The following is a 14,931-nucleotide window of genomic DNA, read 5'->3' on the forward strand; positions in this document are numbered from 1 at the left end:
TATGCAGCTTCTCCTCGCGGCCGTCGTCGTCCTCCCCCTGCTGGGCGCGGTCGCCGCCCTGCTCCCCGCCCCGCCCGGTCTCAAGGGCCGCGACCCCGACCAGGCCGTACTGCGCCACGGCGTGACCGTGACCGGTGTCGTCCTGGCCGCGGCCGTCGCGCTGGCCGTCGGCTTCGACCACGACCACCCGGCCCGGATGCAGGCCACCACCGACATCAGTTGGATCCAGGCACTCGGCATCCGGATCCATCTCGGCATCGACGGCATCTCGCTCCCCCTCCTCGTCCTGACCGCGCTGCTGACCTTCCTCTGCGCGCTCTACAGCTACTTCCACCTGCCCGCGGGCCCGTCCCCGAAGGCGTTCGTGGCCCTGCTCCTGGTCCTGGAGGCCGGCACCCTCGCCACCTTCGCCGTCCTGGACCTCGTGCTGTTCTTCCTCGCCTTCGAGACGGTCCTCATCCCGATGTACTTCCTCATCGCCCGGTGGGGCGGTGCGCAACGGACGTACGCGGCGTGGAAGTTCATCCTCTACACCCTCCTCGGCTCGGTCGTGATGCTGCTGGGCCTGCTCCTCGTCGGCCTGAAGTCCGGCACGTTCGACATGGTGGCACTCGCCACTGACAACGGCCCGAACTCCCAGCTCAGCCACACCGTCCAGCTCCTCGCGGTGCTCGCGATCGGCATCGGACTGGCCGTCAAGGCACCGATGTGGCCCCTGCACAGTTGGCTGCCCGACGCGCACACCGCCGCCCCCACCGTCGGCTCGGTGCTCCTGGCCGGCGTCCTGCTGAAGATGGGCACGTACGGCTTCGTCCGCATCGCGCTGCCCATCGCGCCGGACGGCATGCACACCTTCGCCCCGTACCTCGCCGCCTTCGCCGCCGTCGGCATCGTCTACGGCTCGCTCGCCTGCCTGGCGCTCGCCCGGCGCGGCGCCAAGGGCGACCTCAAGCGCCTGATCGCGTACAGCTCCGTCGGCCACATGGGCTTCGTCCTGCTCGGCATCGCGACCATGACACCGACCGGCGTCAACGGCGCGCTGTTCGCCAACATCGCGCACGGCCTGATCACCGGCCTCCTCTTCTTCCTGGTCGGCGCCCTCAAGGACCGGTACGGCACCACCGACCTGGACCAGCTCGCGGGCCGCACCGGCGCGGCCCTGTACGGGCGCGCACCGCGCTTCGGCGGCCTGCTGGCGTTCGGCGCCATCGCCTCCCTCGGCCTGCCCGGGCTCGCCGGGTTCTGGGGCGAGATGCTGGCCATGTTCGGCGCCTTCCGGCCCGCCGCCGGCCTCAGCCGCCCCGCGTTCCTCACCTTCATGGCGCTGGCCGGCCTCGGCACGCTCCTCACCGCCGCGTACCTGCTGATCGTCGTACGGCGGGTGTGCATGGGGGCCAAGGAGCCGGCGGAAGACGGCGGGGCCGAAGCCCTCGGGACCGCGGGCTCCGAGGAGTCCGGCGCCACCCGTGCCGCCCCCGTCGTCCCCGACCTGGCCCGCTACGAATACGCGGCCTGGTCCCCCCTCGCCGTGCTCACCGTCCTCGCCGGCCTGTGGCCCGCGGCCCTCCTCGGCCTCACCGACCCGGCCGTCCAGCAGCTCCTCGGAGGCGGTAAGTGATGAGTTCCGTGACCTCCCTGGTCCAGTCCGTCGACTGGGTCGCCGTCGCACCGCCCACCGTCACCGCCGTCGTCGCCCTGGCCGTCCTGGTCGCCGACCTCTTCGTCCCGCGGCACCGCAAGCCGCTCCTCGGATGGTGCGCGATCGGCGGCCTCGCGCTGGCCGCGCTCTCGCTCCTCCCCCTGGTGGCGGGGGACCGCCGTACCTTCTGCCTGACCACGGACCCGGGCGTGTGCAGCTACGCCGCCGACCACTTCGCCGTCGTCATCCAGTTCCTGGTGCTGGCCGGCGCGCTGCTCACCGCCCTGCTGTCGGTCAGCGCCGTCGAGGACCACCGCCTGCCCGCGGGTGAGTTCTGGTTCCTGCTGCTGTCCTCCGCGGCGGGCGCGGCCCTGCTGCCCGCCTCCCGGGACCTGGCGACCCTCGTCATCGCCCTCGAAGTTGCCTCGCTGCCCGCCTTCGCCCTCGTGGGGCTCAAGCGCGGGAACCGCCTCTCCTCGGAGGCGGCCCTGAAGTTCTTCCTGTCCTCGGTGGCGGCCACCGCGGTCATGCTCCTGGGCGTCAGCTTCGTCTACGCGGCGACCGGCAGCCTGCACCTGTCCCGCGTCGCCACCGCCCTCACGGACCTGCCCGACCCGCAACTGGCCACCCTGGCCACGGCGGGCGTCGCCCTGACCCTCGTCGGCTTCGCCTTCAAGACCGCCGCGGTGCCGTTCCACTTCTGGGTGCCCGACACCTATGTGGGCGCGCCGCTGCCGATCGCCGCCTACCTGTCCGTCATCGGCAAGGCCGTCGGCTTCTCGGGCCTCATCCTGGTCACGGTCGAGGGCTTCCCCTCGTACGCGGACGTCTGGGGCCCGGCCGTCGCCGTCCTGGCCGCCCTCACCATGACCGTCGGCAATGTCGCCGCGCAGCGCCAGGCCCCGGAGCGGGCGCACAGCGCGGTACGCCTGCTCGCCTGGTCCTCGGTGGGCCAGGCGGGCTACCTCCTGGTGCCGATCGCCGCCGCCGGGTACGCCGACGACGCGGCGCACGCCATCGGCGCGACCGTCGCGTACGCCCTGATGTACGCGGCCGTGAACCTCGGCGCCTTCGGGGTCGCCGCCCTGGTGGCCCGTACGAGCCCCGCCAACCGCATCAGCGACTACCGCGGCCTCGTCGCGCGCCGCCCGCTGGCCGCGCTGGCCCTCGGCTTCTTCCTGCTCTGCCTCGCGGGTCTGCCGCCCGGCATCATCGGCCTGTTCGCCAAGGTCACGGTCTTCTCGGCCGCCGTCGACGCGGGGCTGGCCTGGCTCGCGGTGGTCATGGCCGTCAATGTGGTGATCGCGCTCTACTACTACCTCCAGTGGACGGCGGTGCTCTTCCGTACGGCGGGGGAGACGGCTGACGCGGAGGAGGCGGTCGAGGCGGAGGTTGCGGCTGGGGCGCGGGTGAAGGCGGGTGCCCGGGCTGGTGCCGGTGCCGGTTCTGGCGCCGAGGCCGGGTCCGAGCCGGGCCGCGGAGCCGGAGCGGACGGCGAAGGGCCCGAGGGGGCCCGTACGCGGCCTCCCGGGGCGGCCGGACCGGCCGGGCTTCCCAAGGCCAAGGTCCCGGCCCCGCTGGCCGCCGCGATCGCCCTCGCCGCCGTCCTGGGCATCGTCCTGTCCGGCGCGCCGCAGCTCGTCCTCCGGTTCGCCTCCGGCGCGCTCCTCTGAGCGCGCCGCGCGGGGATACCCGGCGCCACTTCTGATCGCGGTCCGAGGCCGGCCCAGCCGTCGGCCGGCCGTTCTCCTGCCCGCCGCCCGCGATCTTCGGCCACTCGCGCACGGCTCCCCGGCCGCCTGCTGGCCGGAATGCGCCCGCCTGCGATCACCCCCGAACGGGCGCGCGAAACGCACCCGTGCGCGGGCTCACTCGCACGGCCGTACGCCGTCCGCGCATGCACAAGGGAACTAGCGCCCTCCATCTGGCGTTGACCAGACAGAAAGGGTCCACTGAAAAGTGGAGGAAACGTCAGCAAAGGGTTCCCCTGCCGCACCACCTGGAGGGCGTACCGTGCACCGCAGGCACAACGGGCTCAAGACCGCCGTACTCCTCGGGGGACTGTCCGCACTCATCATCGTCATCGGCGGATTCTTCGGCCGTACGGGCCTGATCATCGCGGTCCTCGTGGCCCTCGGCACCAACGCCTACGCGTACTGGAACAGCGACAAACTCGCTCTGCGGGCGATGCGCGCCCGCCCGGTCAGCGAGTTCCAGGCCCCACAGCTCTACCGCATGGTCCGCGAGCTCTCCACGGCCGCGCGCCAGCCCATGCCCCGCCTCTACATCTCCCCGACCCAGGCCCCCAACGCCTTCGCCACCGGCCGCAACCCGCGCAACGCCGCCGTCTGCTGCACGGAAGGCATCCTGCACCTCCTGGACGAACGCGAACTGCGCGGCGTCATCGGCCACGAACTCAGCCACGTCTACAACCGCGACATCCTCATCTCGTCCGTGGCCGGAGCCCTGGCCTCGGTGGTGATGTTCCTGGTCAACTTCGCCTGGCTGATTCCCATAGGCCGCTCCGACGACGACGAGGGCCCCGGCATCCTGGGGATGCTCCTGATCATGATCCTCGGGCCGGTGGCGGCCTCCCTCATCCAGTTGGCCGTCAGCCGCTCCCGCGAGTACCAGGCCGACGCTTCCGGCGCCCAGCTCACCGGCGACCCGCTCGCCCTGGCCTCCGCGCTCCGCAAGCTGGAGGCGGGCACCCAGCAGCTCCCGCTGCCGGCCGAACCACGGCTGGAGACGGCCAGCCACATGATGATCGCCAACCCGTTCCGGCCCGGTGACGGCCTGACCAAGCTCTTCTCGACCCACCCGCCGATGCGCGAGCGCATCACCCGCCTCGAACAGATGGCGGGCCGTCAGTCCTGACATCGGCCCCCGGCCGCAACTGTTTCCGACCGCCGCCGCGTCTCCCTGGAGGAAAACACCACCACCGCACCACACGGGTGCACGGAAGGTTGCCGACCATGAAGCTCATCCTCAACGTCATCTGGCTGATCCTGAGCGGCTTGTGGATGGCCATCGGCTACGTCGTCGCAGGCGTCATCTGCTGCATCCTGATCGTCACGATCCCCTTCGGCATCGCCTCGTTCCGCATCGCGGGCTATGCGCTGTGGCCCTTCGGCCGGACGACGGTGGAGCGGCGCGACGCGGGCGCCGGCTCGGTCGTCGGCAACGTCGTCTGGGTCGTCTTCGCGGGCTGGTGGCTCGCGCTGGGCCACATCGTCACGGGCGCCCTGCAGTGCGTGACGATCATCGGCATCCCGTTCGGCATCGCCAACTTCAAGATGATCCCGATCTCCCTGCTGCCGCTCGGCCGCGAGATCGTCCCGACGGACCAGCCCTTCGCCGGGCGCTACTGAGCCGGGAGCGCCTGCCGGGCGCCTTCGGGGGCCTTGGAGCGGCCCCGGACCGTCCTGCCGGCCGCCGCCCGAGCCCTTGAGGCGTCACGTACGTACGAGCCCCCGAGGCGTCACGTACCGCTTGAATCCGAGCGGGGTGACGCCCGGGATGCTCGCGATGAGGTTCATCACCGCGCCGCCCTGCTGGAGCGACGTCTCGACCGTCCGCTGGTGCGCGGCCTCGTCCGTCCACTCGCTGTAGTTGAAGACCCGGGTGCCGTCCTCGCTGATGTGGAAGTTCGAGGAGATCCCGCCGGACCCGGTCCGCGAGGTCTCGGCCGAGCCCGGCTGCATCTCGCCCAGCAGGTCCAGCAGGCCGTCGACGAGCTGCCGCGCGGCCTCATGCCCCGTCGTCCCGAACGAGACGGCCACCACGCACCCCGGCTCCGGCTGTTCGCCCTCCGGCAGCAGGCTGCGGTAGTAGCGGTAGCGCCGCGCCCCGCCCGCCTCGACGACCGCCCGGGAGGCCCCGGCGCGACCGTCCTCCCCGTCCGCCCACTGCCCGAAGCCGAGTACGGTCCGGCCGTCCGTACCGGTGAGGTAGACCTGCGAGACCAGCCCGTCCGGCAGCGGTGCCGCCCGCAGCGCCAGCGCGGCACCCTCGGCCATGGCCTGCTGCCGCTCGGGGGTTCCCGCGTCCCATTCGCTGATCAGTACGGTGCCGACGCCGGCCCGCCGGATGTCGGGGAGGGTGTCCGCCCGGAAGCCGTCCGGGGCCGGGACGCCGCCCGGTGCGGTGGGGTGGGCGTGCGAGGTCTGCGGGGTTTCCGTTTTCGAAGTCATGCGAACAGCCTCTGACCTCAAGCAAACTTGAGGTCAAGCGCCTGATCGCGAAAATCGAACGACGTGCGAGGGTGTCCGCTTCGATGTGGTGAACCGCGCCTCGCCTCGGCCTCGCTGTCGCGGGACGAACGGGAGGGAACCGCGTCCGAGGAGTTCTTCTGCGGACGTGACGACCGGGACGGGCACCTCTGCCGCGACATGTGGCACCACTTCATCACGCTGCGCGTCCGGATCGACCGGCGGGTCGAAGGCGCGGAAGGGCGGCTCTCGGTGGGCGAGCCCGCGCAGGGAGATCCCGGCCCCGCGAACAACGCCGCGCCGATCAAGGTGGAGGTCACGGGTACCGCCCCGCCCGGTGAGATCGATCCGCCCGGCGGGGCCGGCCCCCGGCCCCGGCCCCGCGAACGCGCTCGCCGTAGCCGCCACGGCCGCCGTTCTCGCGTGGGTCACGGTCCTCGTCACGCGCCGCCGGCGCACCCGGTGGCCGGACACCGGTACGCGTACCGACGGCCCGGCGTAGGCGACGCGACGGGGGCGCGGCGCCGAGACGTTTCTCGGTGCCGCGCCCCCGGTCGTGTCCGCCGCCGGACGCACCGGCAGAACGCCGACGACTACCGGTAGTTCACGAACTGCAGCGCGAAGTCCAGGTCCTTGCCCTTCAGGAGCTGCTGCACGGCCTGGAGGTCGTCCCGGCTCTTCGAGCTGACGCGCAGCTCGTCGCCCTGCACCTGCGCCTTGACGCCCTTCGGGCCCTCGTCGCGGATGATCTTGGCGACCTTCTTCGCGTTCTCCTGAGAGATGCCCTCCTGGAGGGAGGCGAAGATCTTGTACTCCTTGCCGGACGCCTGCGGCTCGCCCGCGTCCAGCGCCTTCAGCGAGATCCCGCGCTTGATCAGCTTGGACTGGAAGATGTCGAGGACAGCCTTCACCCGCTCCTCGGCGTTGGCCCGCATCTCGATCTTCTCGCCCGACCACTCGATCGACGCGCCCACGCCCTTGAAGTCGTAGCGCTGCGAGATCTCCTTGGCGGCCTGGTTGAGGGCGTTGTCGACCTCCTGCCGCTCGACCTTCGAGACGATGTCGAAACTGGAGTCGGCCATCTTGAGTTGGCTCCTCATGCATAGATCCGTCAGGGGTACGGCCCGCCTGGGACCGCTACGCAAGCCTAGTCACCCCGAGCATGATCGGTCCGGGACGAACCGAGTGGCGGACCACCCCCGGCCATCGGGTATGGTTTACGTCGTTGCCACGGAGCGACGCCACACCGGCGGATCTCCCGGCAGCGAAACCCATGGCGGTGTGCCCGAGCGGCCAAAGGGAGCAGACTGTAAATCTGCCGGCTCAGCCTTCCCAGGTTCGAATCCTGGCGCCGCCACAGGTCCGAAAAGGCCCTGATCCGTGTGAACGGATCAGGGCCTTTTCGCTTGCCGGACCCGCTTGCCGGACACCCGCCGTACGCGGGACCGGCCGAGGCCCCGCCGCGCGCCGCGCGTAGACGGGACCCCGGCCGGCACGGTCAGCCCACGACCGCCCGGACGGCCTCCTCGACGGGAGTGTCGCCGCCGATCAGCTCCAGCGTGCGGCCGATCGTGCGCGGCTCGTCCAGGAGGGCGGCCAGTACGGCCGCCACGTCGTCCCGGGGAATCTCGGCGCGGCCGGTCGACTCGGCCAGCCGGACCAGGCCGGTGCCCGGGTCGTCCGTGAGGCGGCCCGGCCGCAGGATCGTCCAGTCCAGGCCGGGCCGGGCGCGTACGTCGGCGTCCGCGGCGCCCTTGGCGCGCAGATACGCGGCGAACACCTCGTCGGTGCCAGCCGGGGGCTCCTTGTCGGCGCCCATCGACGACACGACGACGAAGCGCCGTACGCCGGCCGCCTCCGCAGCGTCCGCGAAGAGGGACGCGGCGCCGCGGTCCACCGTCTCCTTGCGTTCGATGCCGCTGCCCGGCCCGGCGCCCGCCGCGAAGACCGCCGCGTCCGCGCCCTCGAGGTGCCGGGCGACGTCTGCGACGGTGGCCGTCTCCAGGTCGCAGACGACCGGTTCGGCCCCGGCGGACAGCAAGTCCCCGGCCTGTTCGGGCCGCCGGACGATGCCCGCCACCTCGTCCCCGCGCCCGGCGAGCAGCCGCTCCAGCCGCAGCGCGATCTGACCATGTCCACCTGCGATGACAATGCGCATGATCCCGACCGTACGCCTGTCACCCGGTCCGGCGCGGCAGCCCGGGCGGCCGGAGCCGGATCGGGTGCCCCTGCCCCTCAGCTCAGCAGCTCAGCGCTGTGACTGCCGCGGCAGCTCCAGCGCCACCACCGCCGCCGAGTCGCAGTACTCGCGCACCGCGCTCGTCCGGGCCACCACGCGTCCCCGGTGCACGACGATCCGGCTGTACGCGAGCGACAGCACCCCGGCGAGGCTCTCGCCCCGTACGGCCAGCAGCTCGGCGGGGAAGCCCGCTTCGACGCGGACCTCCGGGAGGCCCAGAGTGGCGCGGGCGGCGGTGCTGACCGCCCCGTAGGCGGCCTCGGGGCCGGCCTCGCCCAGGGAGGCCAGCAGGTACGCCGCCTCCAGGGGGTCGCCGCGGCCCACCGGGTTCGCCGCGTCGCGCAGAGCGCCGCTGCCCGCCGCCACCCGTACGCCGGCCGCGCGCAGCAGCCGTACGGGCGCGGAACGGGGCCCTCGGCCGCCCGCGGCCCCGCCGTGCCCCGGCAGCCCGCCGCCCTGCCGTTCCAGGGCCGCACAGCCGCCCTGCGGCAGGCAGACGACCGTCACGCCGGCCGCCGCGAGCTGCTCGGCGGTGCGCGCCGCCACCTCCGGCGGCAGCGCCGACAGGCCCGCGCACGGCCCGAGGGTCACCCCGGGCCGCAGCCCGCCCGCCATCGCGGCGAACCGGGCGAGGCGCGCGGGGTCGTCGCCGTCGGTGTGCAGGTCCACCGCGCAGCCGTGCTCGTTCGCCAGCTCCAGGACGGTCTCGGCGTATCCGGCGGGGTCGGGGTCGAGGTCCGGGCAGCCGCCGACGACCGCGGCGCCCATCTTGAGGGCGTCCCGCAGCATGGCCAGGCCGTCCGCGCCGGCCACCCCGGTGAGTATCCGCGGCACCGCGACCGCGGTCAGCTCGGCGAGCCCGCGCAGCGACCGGCCCGCCTGGAGGACGGCCTCCAGCGATCGCAGCCCCTGGACGTCGCCGATCCGTACGTGGGTGCGCAGGGCCGTCGCGCCGTGGCCGAGTTGCAGGAGGGCCGCCTCGGTGGTGCGGCGCTGCACGTCTTCGAGCGTGCCGGCGACGGGGCCGGGGGCGTCGGCGGTCAGCGCGGTGTCGCAGTGCGCGTGCGGCTCGGCGGGGGCCGGGAGCAGCAGGTAGCCGCCGAGGTCGACGCGGGAGCCGTGCGGGGCGAGGCTGCCCGCCGTACCGACCGCCTCGATGCGCCCGCCGCTGAGCCGTACGTCCACCACGCGGCCGTCGGCGAGCCGGGCGTCGCAGAGCACCAGGGTGCCTGCCGCGGCGCCCGTGCCGTCGCTGCCCGTGGCCTTCTCGGGCCCCGGCTGCGGCTGACTGCTGTCGGACATCGCGCTCCTCGAAGGACCGGGCGTGCAAGATCACGCAGCGTGGTCCGAGCCTAGGGGGCGCTCCGGGGAGCTTCACGGAGGCGCGAAATAGTCGTACCGGTGTGGTGCGGGGGGCGGCCGGGGCGGGGCTCCGGATACGGATTTCACCTTTGGCGGCAGGCCGTGTAATGTCTTCATCGCTCGCCCCAATAGCTCAGTCGGCAGAGCGTCTCCATGGTAAGGAGAAGGTCTACGGTTCGATTCCGTATTGGGGCTCTGATGTGTGAGGTATCCCGCCTTCGGGCGGGGTCCACTCGCATCACAGCGGTGTAGCTCAGTCGGTAGAGCAAGCGGCTCATAATCGCTGTGTCACCGGTTCAAGTCCGGTCACCGCTACTGACAGTAGCCGATTGTGGGGTCGGTCCTCCGATCGGCTACTCTTCTATGCGTTCATCCGTCCATCCGTCCGTCAAGGAGCACTCACGTGGCTGCCACCGACGTCCGCCCGAAGATCACGCTGGCCTGCGTGGAGTGCAAGGAGCGGAACTACATCACCAAGAAGAACCGGCGTAACGACCCGGACCGTCTTGAGATGAAGAAGCACTGCCCGCGCTGCAACTCGCACACCGCGCACCGCGAGACGCGATAACACCAGGCTCGTCCGCGAGGCCGTCCCCAGTCCTTGGGGGCGGCCTCGCGGCGTTGTGGTGCGACGGCGGCGGCGCGCGGCGCGGTGCCGCCCCGCCGGGCCGGCGTGCCGGTATGGCAAGGTCAGGTTCTTTGCAGGGACCACTTCAGGGAGGTTGCGAGCCCATGGCGCTCGACCAGTCCTTTGTCGGGCGGAGCTACCCGGCCACCGCTCCTTACGAGGTCGGCCGGGAGAAGATCCGCGAATTCGCCGAGGCGATCGGGGACCCCGCACCGGCGTACACCGACGCCGAAGCCGCCAGGGCGCTCGGTCACCCCGATGTGATCGCCCCGCCGACCTTTGTGTTCTCCATCACTTTCCGTGCCGCCGGACAGGTGGTCGAAGACCCGCAGCTCGGTCTCGATTACAGCCGGGTGGTGCACGGCGACCAGAAATTCGTCTACACCCGCCCGGTGCGCGCCGGTGACCGGCTGACGGTCACCTCGACCATCGAGGCGATCAAATCCATGGCGGGAAACGACATTCTCGATATCCGCGGTGAGGTGCACGACGCGGCGGGCGAACACGTGGTGACCGCTTTCACCAAGCTGGTGGCGCGCGCCGCCGGGCAGGAGGGCTGACGCGATGACGGCGAAGATCTCTTACGACGACGTCGAGGCCGGCACCGAACTCCCGGCGCAGACCTTTCCCGTGACCCGCGCCACACTCGTGCGCTACGCGGGCGCCTCCGGCGACTTCAACCCGATCCACTGGAACGAGAAGTTCGCCAAGGAGGTCGGCCTGCCCGACGTGATCGCGCACGGCATGTTCACCATGGCCGAGGCGATCCGTGTGATCACCGACTGGACCGGTGACCCGGGCGCCGTCGTCGAGTACGGCGTGCGCTTCACCAAGCCGGTCGTGGTGCCCAACGACGACGAGGGCGCGGTCATCGAGGTCAGCGCCAAGGTCGCGGCCAAACTGGACGACCAGGCCCGTACGGTCCGCGTCGACCTCACCGCGACCAGCGACGGCAAGAAGGTGCTCGGGATGTCGCGCGCGGTGGTGCGGCTCGCCTGAGGCGAGTGATCGTCACTGCACGGGGGCGGCCCGGCCGGCGCGGCGGACCGCCCCCGTACTCTTGAGCCCGTGCAGGAACTCACCGACGCTCCCCTCGCCCCGCTGACCACCTTCCGCCTCGGCGGACCGGCCACCCGGCTGCTCACCGCCACCACGGACGACGAGGTGATCGCGGCCGTCCGCGAGGCCGACGCCTCCGGTACGCCGCTGCTCGTCATCGGCGGCGGCAGCAACCTGGTCATCGGCGACAAGGGCTTCGAGGGCACCGCGCTGCGCATCGCCACCCGCGGCTTCGCCCTGGACGGCACCGACCTGACGCTGGCCGCGGGCGAGAACTGGTCCGACGCGGTGGCCCGTACGGTCGAGGCCGGGCTCGCGGGCATCGAGTGCCTGGCCGGCATCCCCGGCTCGGCGGGTGCCACGCCCATTCAGAACGTGGGCGCGTACGGACAGGAAGTGTCCTCCACCATCACCGAAGTGGTCGCGTACGACCGCACAGCGGGCGAGACCGTGACCCTTTCGAACGCCGAGTGCGCGTTCTCGTACCGCCACAGCCGCTTCAAGGAGCACCCCGGCCGGTTCGTCGTGCTGCGCGTGCGCTTCGCCCTGGAGGACGCGGGCGGGTTGTCCGCGCCGATCAAGTACGCGGAGACCGCCCGCACCCTCGGTGTCGAGGCGGGCGACCGGGTGCCGGCCGCCGACGCCCGCGAGACCGTGCTCAAGCTGCGGGCCGGCAAGGGCATGGTGCTCGACCCGGAGGACCACGACACCTGGTCGGCGGGCTCCTTCTTCACCAATCCGGTCCTCACCGAGGCCCAGTACGCGGACTTCCTCGCCCGCGTCCACGAGCGCCTCGGCGCGGACGTCACCCCGCCCGCCTTCCCGGCGGGGAGGGGCGCGTGAAGACCTCGGCAGCCTGGCTCATCGACCGCGCCGGCTTCACCAAGGGCTACGGCGACGGCCCGGCCCGCATCTCCACCAAGCACACCCTCGCCCTCACCAACCGCGGCGAGGCCACCACCGAGGACCTGCTCGCGCTGGCCCGCGAGGTCCGCGAGGGCGTCCGCGCGGCCTTCGGCGTCACGCTGGTCAACGAGCCGGTGACGGTCGGCGTCACCCTTTAGGGCGCGGGGCCCGCCCAGCGCTCAGCCGTCCGCCAGCCACGCGTCCACCCCGGCCAGCAGTTTCCGCCGTACGTCCTCCGGCGCCCGCGAGCCCTCGATCGACTGGCGGGCCAGCTCGGCCAGCTCCGCGTCCGAGAAGCCGTGCGCCGTACGGGCGATCTCGTACTGCTCCGCCAGCCGGGAGCCGAACAGCAGCGGGTCATCGGCGCCCAGCGCCATCGGGACGCCCGCGTCGTACAGCGTCCGCAGCGGTACGTCCTCGGGCTTCTCGTAGACGCCCAGGGCCACGTTCGACGCCGGGCAGACCTCGCAGGTCACCCCGCGCTCGGCCAGCCGCCGCAGCAGCGCCGGGTCCTCCGCCGCCCGCACCCCGTGCCCCACACGGGACGCGTGCAGGTCGTCCAGGCAGTCCCGGACGCTCGACGGCCCGGACAGCTCGCCGCCGTGCGGAGCCGCCAGCAGCCCGCCGTCGCGCGCGATGGCGAAGGCCCGGTCGAAATCGCGTGCGAAACCCCGCCGCTCGTCGTTGGAGAGACCGAAACCGATCACGCCGTGGTCGGCGTAGCGGACCGCGAGACGGGCCAGCGTACGGGCGTCCAGGGGGTGCTTCATCCGGTTCGCGGCCACCAGCACCCGTATCCCGAGCCCGGTGTCCCGGGAGGCGGCCCGCACCGCGTCCAGGATGATCTCCAGAGCCGGGATCAGCCCGCCCAGCCGGGGCGCGTACGAGGTCGGGTCGACCTGGATCTCCAGCCAGCCCGAGCCGTCCCGTACGTCCTCCTCGGCGGCCTCCCTGACCAGCCGCTGGATGTCCTCCGGGGAGCGCAGACAGGAGCGCGCGATGTCGTACAGCCGCTGGAAGCGGAACCAGCCGCGCTCGTCCGTGGCCCGCAGCTTCGGCGGCTCGCCGCCCTTCAGGGCCTCCGGCAGGTGCACGCCGTACTTGTCGGCGAGCTCCAGCAGGGTCGACGGCCGCATCGACCCCGTGAAGTGCAGGTGCAGGTGGGCCTTCGGCAGCCCTCGGACATCGCGTACACGTTCCATCCCAGGATCTTGCCGTACGGGGCCGACGCGCCGGTAGGCCCCTGCCCGAACGAGCGCCCGCCCGAAAGCAGATGCGGGCCCCGGGAAAGCCCCGGGGCCCGCACGGATGCCGCTGTGCGCTACTTGGCCTCGGCCAGCAGCTTCTGGACCCGCGAGATGCCCTCGACCAGGTCCTCGTCACCCAGCGCGTACGACAGACGCAGGTAGCCCGGCGTGCCGAACGCCTCACCCGGGACGACCGCCACCTCGGCCTCCTCCAGGATCAGCCCGGCCAGCTCCACGCTGGTCTGCGGGCGCTTGCCCCGGATCTCCTTGCCGAGCAGGCCCTTGACCGACGGGTAGGCGTAGAACGCGCCCTCCGGCTCGGGGCACAGCACGCCCTCGATCTCGTTGAGCATCCGCACCATCGTCTTGCGGCGCCGGTCGAAGGCGACCTTCATCTCCTCGACGGCGTCCAGGTCACCGGAGACCGCGGCGATGGCGGCCGCCTGCGCGACGTTGGAGACGTTGGAGGTGGCGTGCGACTGGAGGTTCGCCGCGGCCTTGATCACATCCTGCGGGCCGATGGCCCAGCCCACCCGCCAGCCGGTCATCGCGTACGTCTTGGCCACACCGTTGACGATGATGCACTTGTCGCGCAGCTCCGGGACCACCACCGGCAGCGAGGAGAACTCCGCGTCGCCGTAGACCAGGTGCTCGTAGATCTCGTCCGTCAGGACCCACAGGCCGTGCTCGGCGGCCCAGCGGCCCACCGCCTCGACCTGCTCGCGGGTGTAGACCGCGCCGGTCGGGTTGGACGGCGAGACGAACAGCAGCACCTTCGTACGGTCCGTACGGGCCGCCTCCAGTTGCTCCACGGACACCCGGTAACCGGTGGTCTCGTCGGCCACCACGTCCACCGGCACGCCGCCCGCCAGCCGGATCGACTCCGGGTAGGTGGTCCAGTACGGGGCCGGCACGATGACCTCGTCGCCCGGGTCCAGGATCGCCGCGAACGCCTCGTAGATCGCCTGCTTGCCACCGTTGGTGACCAGCACGTTCGCCGCCTCGACCGCGTACCCGGAGTCGCGCTGCGTCTTCGCGGCGATGGCCGCCTTCAGCTCGGGCAGACCGCCGGCCGGCGTGTAGCGGTGGAACTTCGGGTCGCGGCACGCCTCGACGGCGGCCTCGACGATGTAGTCCGGCGTGGGGAAGTCGGGCTCACCGGCGCCGAAGCCGATCACCGGACGCCCGGCGGCCTTGAGGGCCTTCGCCTTGGCGTCGACGGCGAGGGTCGCGGACTCGGAGATCGACCCGACGCGGGCCGACACCCGACGGTCGGTGGGGGACTGTGCGGGAGGAGTAGCGCTCATGTACTGCATGTTCCCAGACCGCCGACAGGGCGGGCACACGGGTTTGCGGGCACCACCTCGGGGCTTTCTGTTCGACGCCCGGCCGCGAACCACGTACACTCGCAGACCGTTGGCTCCCGACAGGGCGCAAGCGGCCACGCACCTGGTGCAGTGGTCGGGATGCGGTAGGTTGGGGGAACCACAAAGGGTCGTAGCTCAATTGGTAGAGCACTGGTCTCCAAAACCAGCGGTTGGGGGTTCAAGTCCCTCCGGCCCTGCTACACGCACTCGTCGCCGAGTCGCGTGCACGCGTACGTACTGAAATGCACCGCCGTGCGGCTCTACCGGGCGCGG

The 14,931-nt window shown here is 72.1% G+C and carries 13 protein-coding genes, 4 tRNA genes and 1 pseudogene; 12 read left to right on the forward strand and 6 right to left on the reverse strand.

Going from position 1 to position 14,931, the window contains the following annotated elements:
- Position 1 precedes the first annotated feature (1 nt).
- The 4 genes from EJG53_RS22510 (at position 2) to EJG53_RS22525 (ending at position 5,010) form a co-directional block, all read left to right on the forward strand.
- Positions 2-1,618, forward strand: a complete 1,617-nt coding sequence (locus tag EJG53_RS22510; RefSeq protein WP_125049528.1) for a complex I subunit 4 family protein — start codon at positions 2-4, stop codon at positions 1,616-1,618.
- A complete protein-coding gene (locus tag EJG53_RS22515) occupies positions 1,618-3,312 on the forward strand; it encodes an NADH-quinone oxidoreductase subunit N (RefSeq protein WP_125046305.1) in 1,695 nt (564 codons plus the stop codon). The genes EJG53_RS22510 and EJG53_RS22515 overlap by 1 nt, the downstream gene beginning before the upstream one ends.
- A 340-nt stretch (positions 3,313-3,652) precedes the next feature.
- Positions 3,653-4,516 carry a zinc metalloprotease HtpX gene (gene htpX, locus EJG53_RS22520; protein WP_125046306.1) on the forward strand — a complete coding sequence of 288 codons (864 nt, stop codon included), beginning with the start codon at positions 3,653-3,655 and terminating at the stop codon, positions 4,514-4,516.
- A 98-nt stretch (positions 4,517-4,614) separates the two neighbouring features.
- Complete coding sequence (locus tag EJG53_RS22525; protein WP_125046307.1) at positions 4,615-5,010, forward strand: YccF domain-containing protein; 396 nt, start codon at positions 4,615-4,617, stop codon at positions 5,008-5,010.
- A gap of 84 nt (positions 5,011-5,094) precedes the next feature.
- Here EJG53_RS22525 and EJG53_RS22530 read toward each other — a convergent pair whose 3' ends face one another.
- Both EJG53_RS22530 and EJG53_RS22535 read right to left on the reverse strand, forming a co-directional pair.
- Complete coding sequence (locus EJG53_RS22530) at positions 5,095-5,832, reverse strand: antibiotic biosynthesis monooxygenase (protein WP_125046308.1); 738 nt, start codon at positions 5,830-5,832, stop codon at positions 5,095-5,097.
- A 611-nt stretch (positions 5,833-6,443) separates the two neighbouring features.
- A complete protein-coding gene (locus EJG53_RS22535) occupies positions 6,444-6,932 on the reverse strand; it encodes a YajQ family cyclic di-GMP-binding protein (RefSeq protein WP_031002987.1) in 489 nt (162 codons plus the stop codon).
- A gap of 193 nt (positions 6,933-7,125) precedes the next feature.
- Here EJG53_RS22535 and EJG53_RS22540 point away from each other — a divergent pair.
- Positions 7,126-7,207 (forward strand) — tRNA-Tyr (locus EJG53_RS22540).
- A gap of 141 nt (positions 7,208-7,348) precedes the next feature.
- On the opposite strand, the gene EJG53_RS22545 is transcribed toward EJG53_RS22540, so the two are convergent.
- Together EJG53_RS22545 and EJG53_RS22550 are read right to left on the reverse strand one after the other, a co-directional pair.
- Positions 7,349-8,008, reverse strand: coding sequence for an SDR family oxidoreductase (locus EJG53_RS22545; RefSeq protein WP_125046309.1), 660 nt, complete (start codon positions 8,006-8,008; stop codon positions 7,349-7,351).
- A gap of 90 nt (positions 8,009-8,098) precedes the next feature.
- Positions 8,099-9,391, reverse strand: a complete 1,293-nt coding sequence (locus EJG53_RS22550; protein WP_125046310.1) for an amidohydrolase family protein — start codon at positions 9,389-9,391, stop codon at positions 8,099-8,101.
- 182 nt (positions 9,392-9,573) lie between these two features.
- On the opposite strand from EJG53_RS22550, the gene EJG53_RS22555 reads away from it, so the two are divergent.
- The 6 genes and pseudogenes from EJG53_RS22555 to EJG53_RS22580 all read left to right on the forward strand — a co-directional run bounded on the left by EJG53_RS22555 (position 9,574) and on the right by EJG53_RS22580 (position 12,202).
- Positions 9,574-9,646: transfer RNA gene (locus tag EJG53_RS22555), tRNA-Thr, on the forward strand.
- A gap of 47 nt (positions 9,647-9,693) precedes the next feature.
- Positions 9,694-9,766: transfer RNA gene (locus EJG53_RS22560), tRNA-Met, on the forward strand.
- 88 nt (positions 9,767-9,854) lie between these two features.
- A complete protein-coding gene (rpmG, locus tag EJG53_RS22565; RefSeq protein ID WP_006604855.1) occupies positions 9,855-10,019 on the forward strand; it encodes a 50S ribosomal protein L33 in 165 nt (54 codons plus the stop codon).
- A 164-nt stretch (positions 10,020-10,183) separates the two neighbouring features.
- Positions 10,184-10,639: a MaoC family dehydratase N-terminal domain-containing protein gene (locus tag EJG53_RS22570; RefSeq protein ID WP_125046311.1), complete on the forward strand. Its 456-nt coding sequence runs from the start codon at positions 10,184-10,186 to the stop codon at positions 10,637-10,639.
- Positions 10,640-10,643: 4 nt separating this feature from the next.
- The gene (locus tag EJG53_RS22575) at positions 10,644-11,078 is read left to right on the forward strand and encodes a MaoC family dehydratase (protein ID WP_125046312.1); all 435 of its coding nucleotides are present in this window, start codon (positions 10,644-10,646) and stop codon (positions 11,076-11,078) included.
- A 69-nt stretch (positions 11,079-11,147) separates the two neighbouring features.
- Positions 11,148-12,202 (forward strand): annotated as a pseudogene (locus EJG53_RS22580) (UDP-N-acetylmuramate dehydrogenase).
- 21 nt (positions 12,203-12,223) lie between these two features.
- Here EJG53_RS22580 and EJG53_RS22585 read toward each other — a convergent pair.
- Complete coding sequence (locus tag EJG53_RS22585) at positions 12,224-13,246, reverse strand: adenosine deaminase (protein WP_125046313.1); 1,023 nt, start codon at positions 13,244-13,246, stop codon at positions 12,224-12,226.
- A gap of 119 nt (positions 13,247-13,365) precedes the next feature.
- A complete protein-coding gene (locus EJG53_RS22590; RefSeq protein ID WP_125046314.1) occupies positions 13,366-14,598 on the reverse strand; it encodes a pyridoxal phosphate-dependent aminotransferase in 1,233 nt (410 codons plus the stop codon).
- A 184-nt stretch (positions 14,599-14,782) separates the two neighbouring features.
- Between EJG53_RS22590 and EJG53_RS22595 the strand changes: the two genes are divergently transcribed.
- Positions 14,783-14,855: transfer RNA gene (locus EJG53_RS22595), tRNA-Trp, on the forward strand.
- The last annotated feature ends 76 nt before the right edge of the window (positions 14,856-14,931 follow it).

The sequence above is a fragment of the Streptomyces chrestomyceticus JCM 4735 genome (genome assembly GCF_003865135.1).
GTDB classification, from domain to species: Bacteria; Actinomycetota; Actinomycetes; order Streptomycetales; family Streptomycetaceae; genus Streptomyces; species Streptomyces chrestomyceticus.

Bases quoted from the DNA above. Each gene is read 5' to 3' on its own strand.
- EJG53_RS22550 (WP_125046310.1), bottom strand. From the start codon at position 9,391: ATGTCCGACAGCAGTCAGCCGCAGCCGGGGCCCGAGAAGGCCACGGGC.
- EJG53_RS22525 (WP_125046307.1), top strand. From the start codon at position 4,615: ATGAAGCTCATCCTCAACGTCATCTGGCTGATCCTGAGCGGCTTGTGG.
- EJG53_RS22585 (WP_125046313.1), bottom strand. From the start codon at position 13,246: ATGGAACGTGTACGCGATGTCCGAGGGCTGCCGAAGGCCCACCTGCAC.
- EJG53_RS22590 (WP_125046314.1), bottom strand. From the start codon at position 14,598: ATGAGCGCTACTCCTCCCGCACAGTCCCCCACCGACCGTCGGGTGTCG.
- EJG53_RS22570 (WP_125046311.1), top strand. From the start codon at position 10,184: ATGGCGCTCGACCAGTCCTTTGTCGGGCGGAGCTACCCGGCCACCGCT.
- EJG53_RS22545 (WP_125046309.1), bottom strand. From the start codon at position 8,008: ATGCGCATTGTCATCGCAGGTGGACATGGTCAGATCGCGCTGCGGCTG.
- EJG53_RS22535 (WP_031002987.1), bottom strand. From the start codon at position 6,932: ATGGCCGACTCCAGTTTCGACATCGTCTCGAAGGTCGAGCGGCAGGAG.
- EJG53_RS22575 (WP_125046312.1), top strand. From the start codon at position 10,644: ATGACGGCGAAGATCTCTTACGACGACGTCGAGGCCGGCACCGAACTC.
- EJG53_RS22530 (WP_125046308.1), bottom strand. From the start codon at position 5,832: ATGACTTCGAAAACGGAAACCCCGCAGACCTCGCACGCCCACCCCACC.
- EJG53_RS22510 (WP_125049528.1), top strand. From the start codon at position 2: ATGCAGCTTCTCCTCGCGGCCGTCGTCGTCCTCCCCCTGCTGGGCGCG.
- EJG53_RS22515 (WP_125046305.1), top strand. From the start codon at position 1,618: ATGAGTTCCGTGACCTCCCTGGTCCAGTCCGTCGACTGGGTCGCCGTC.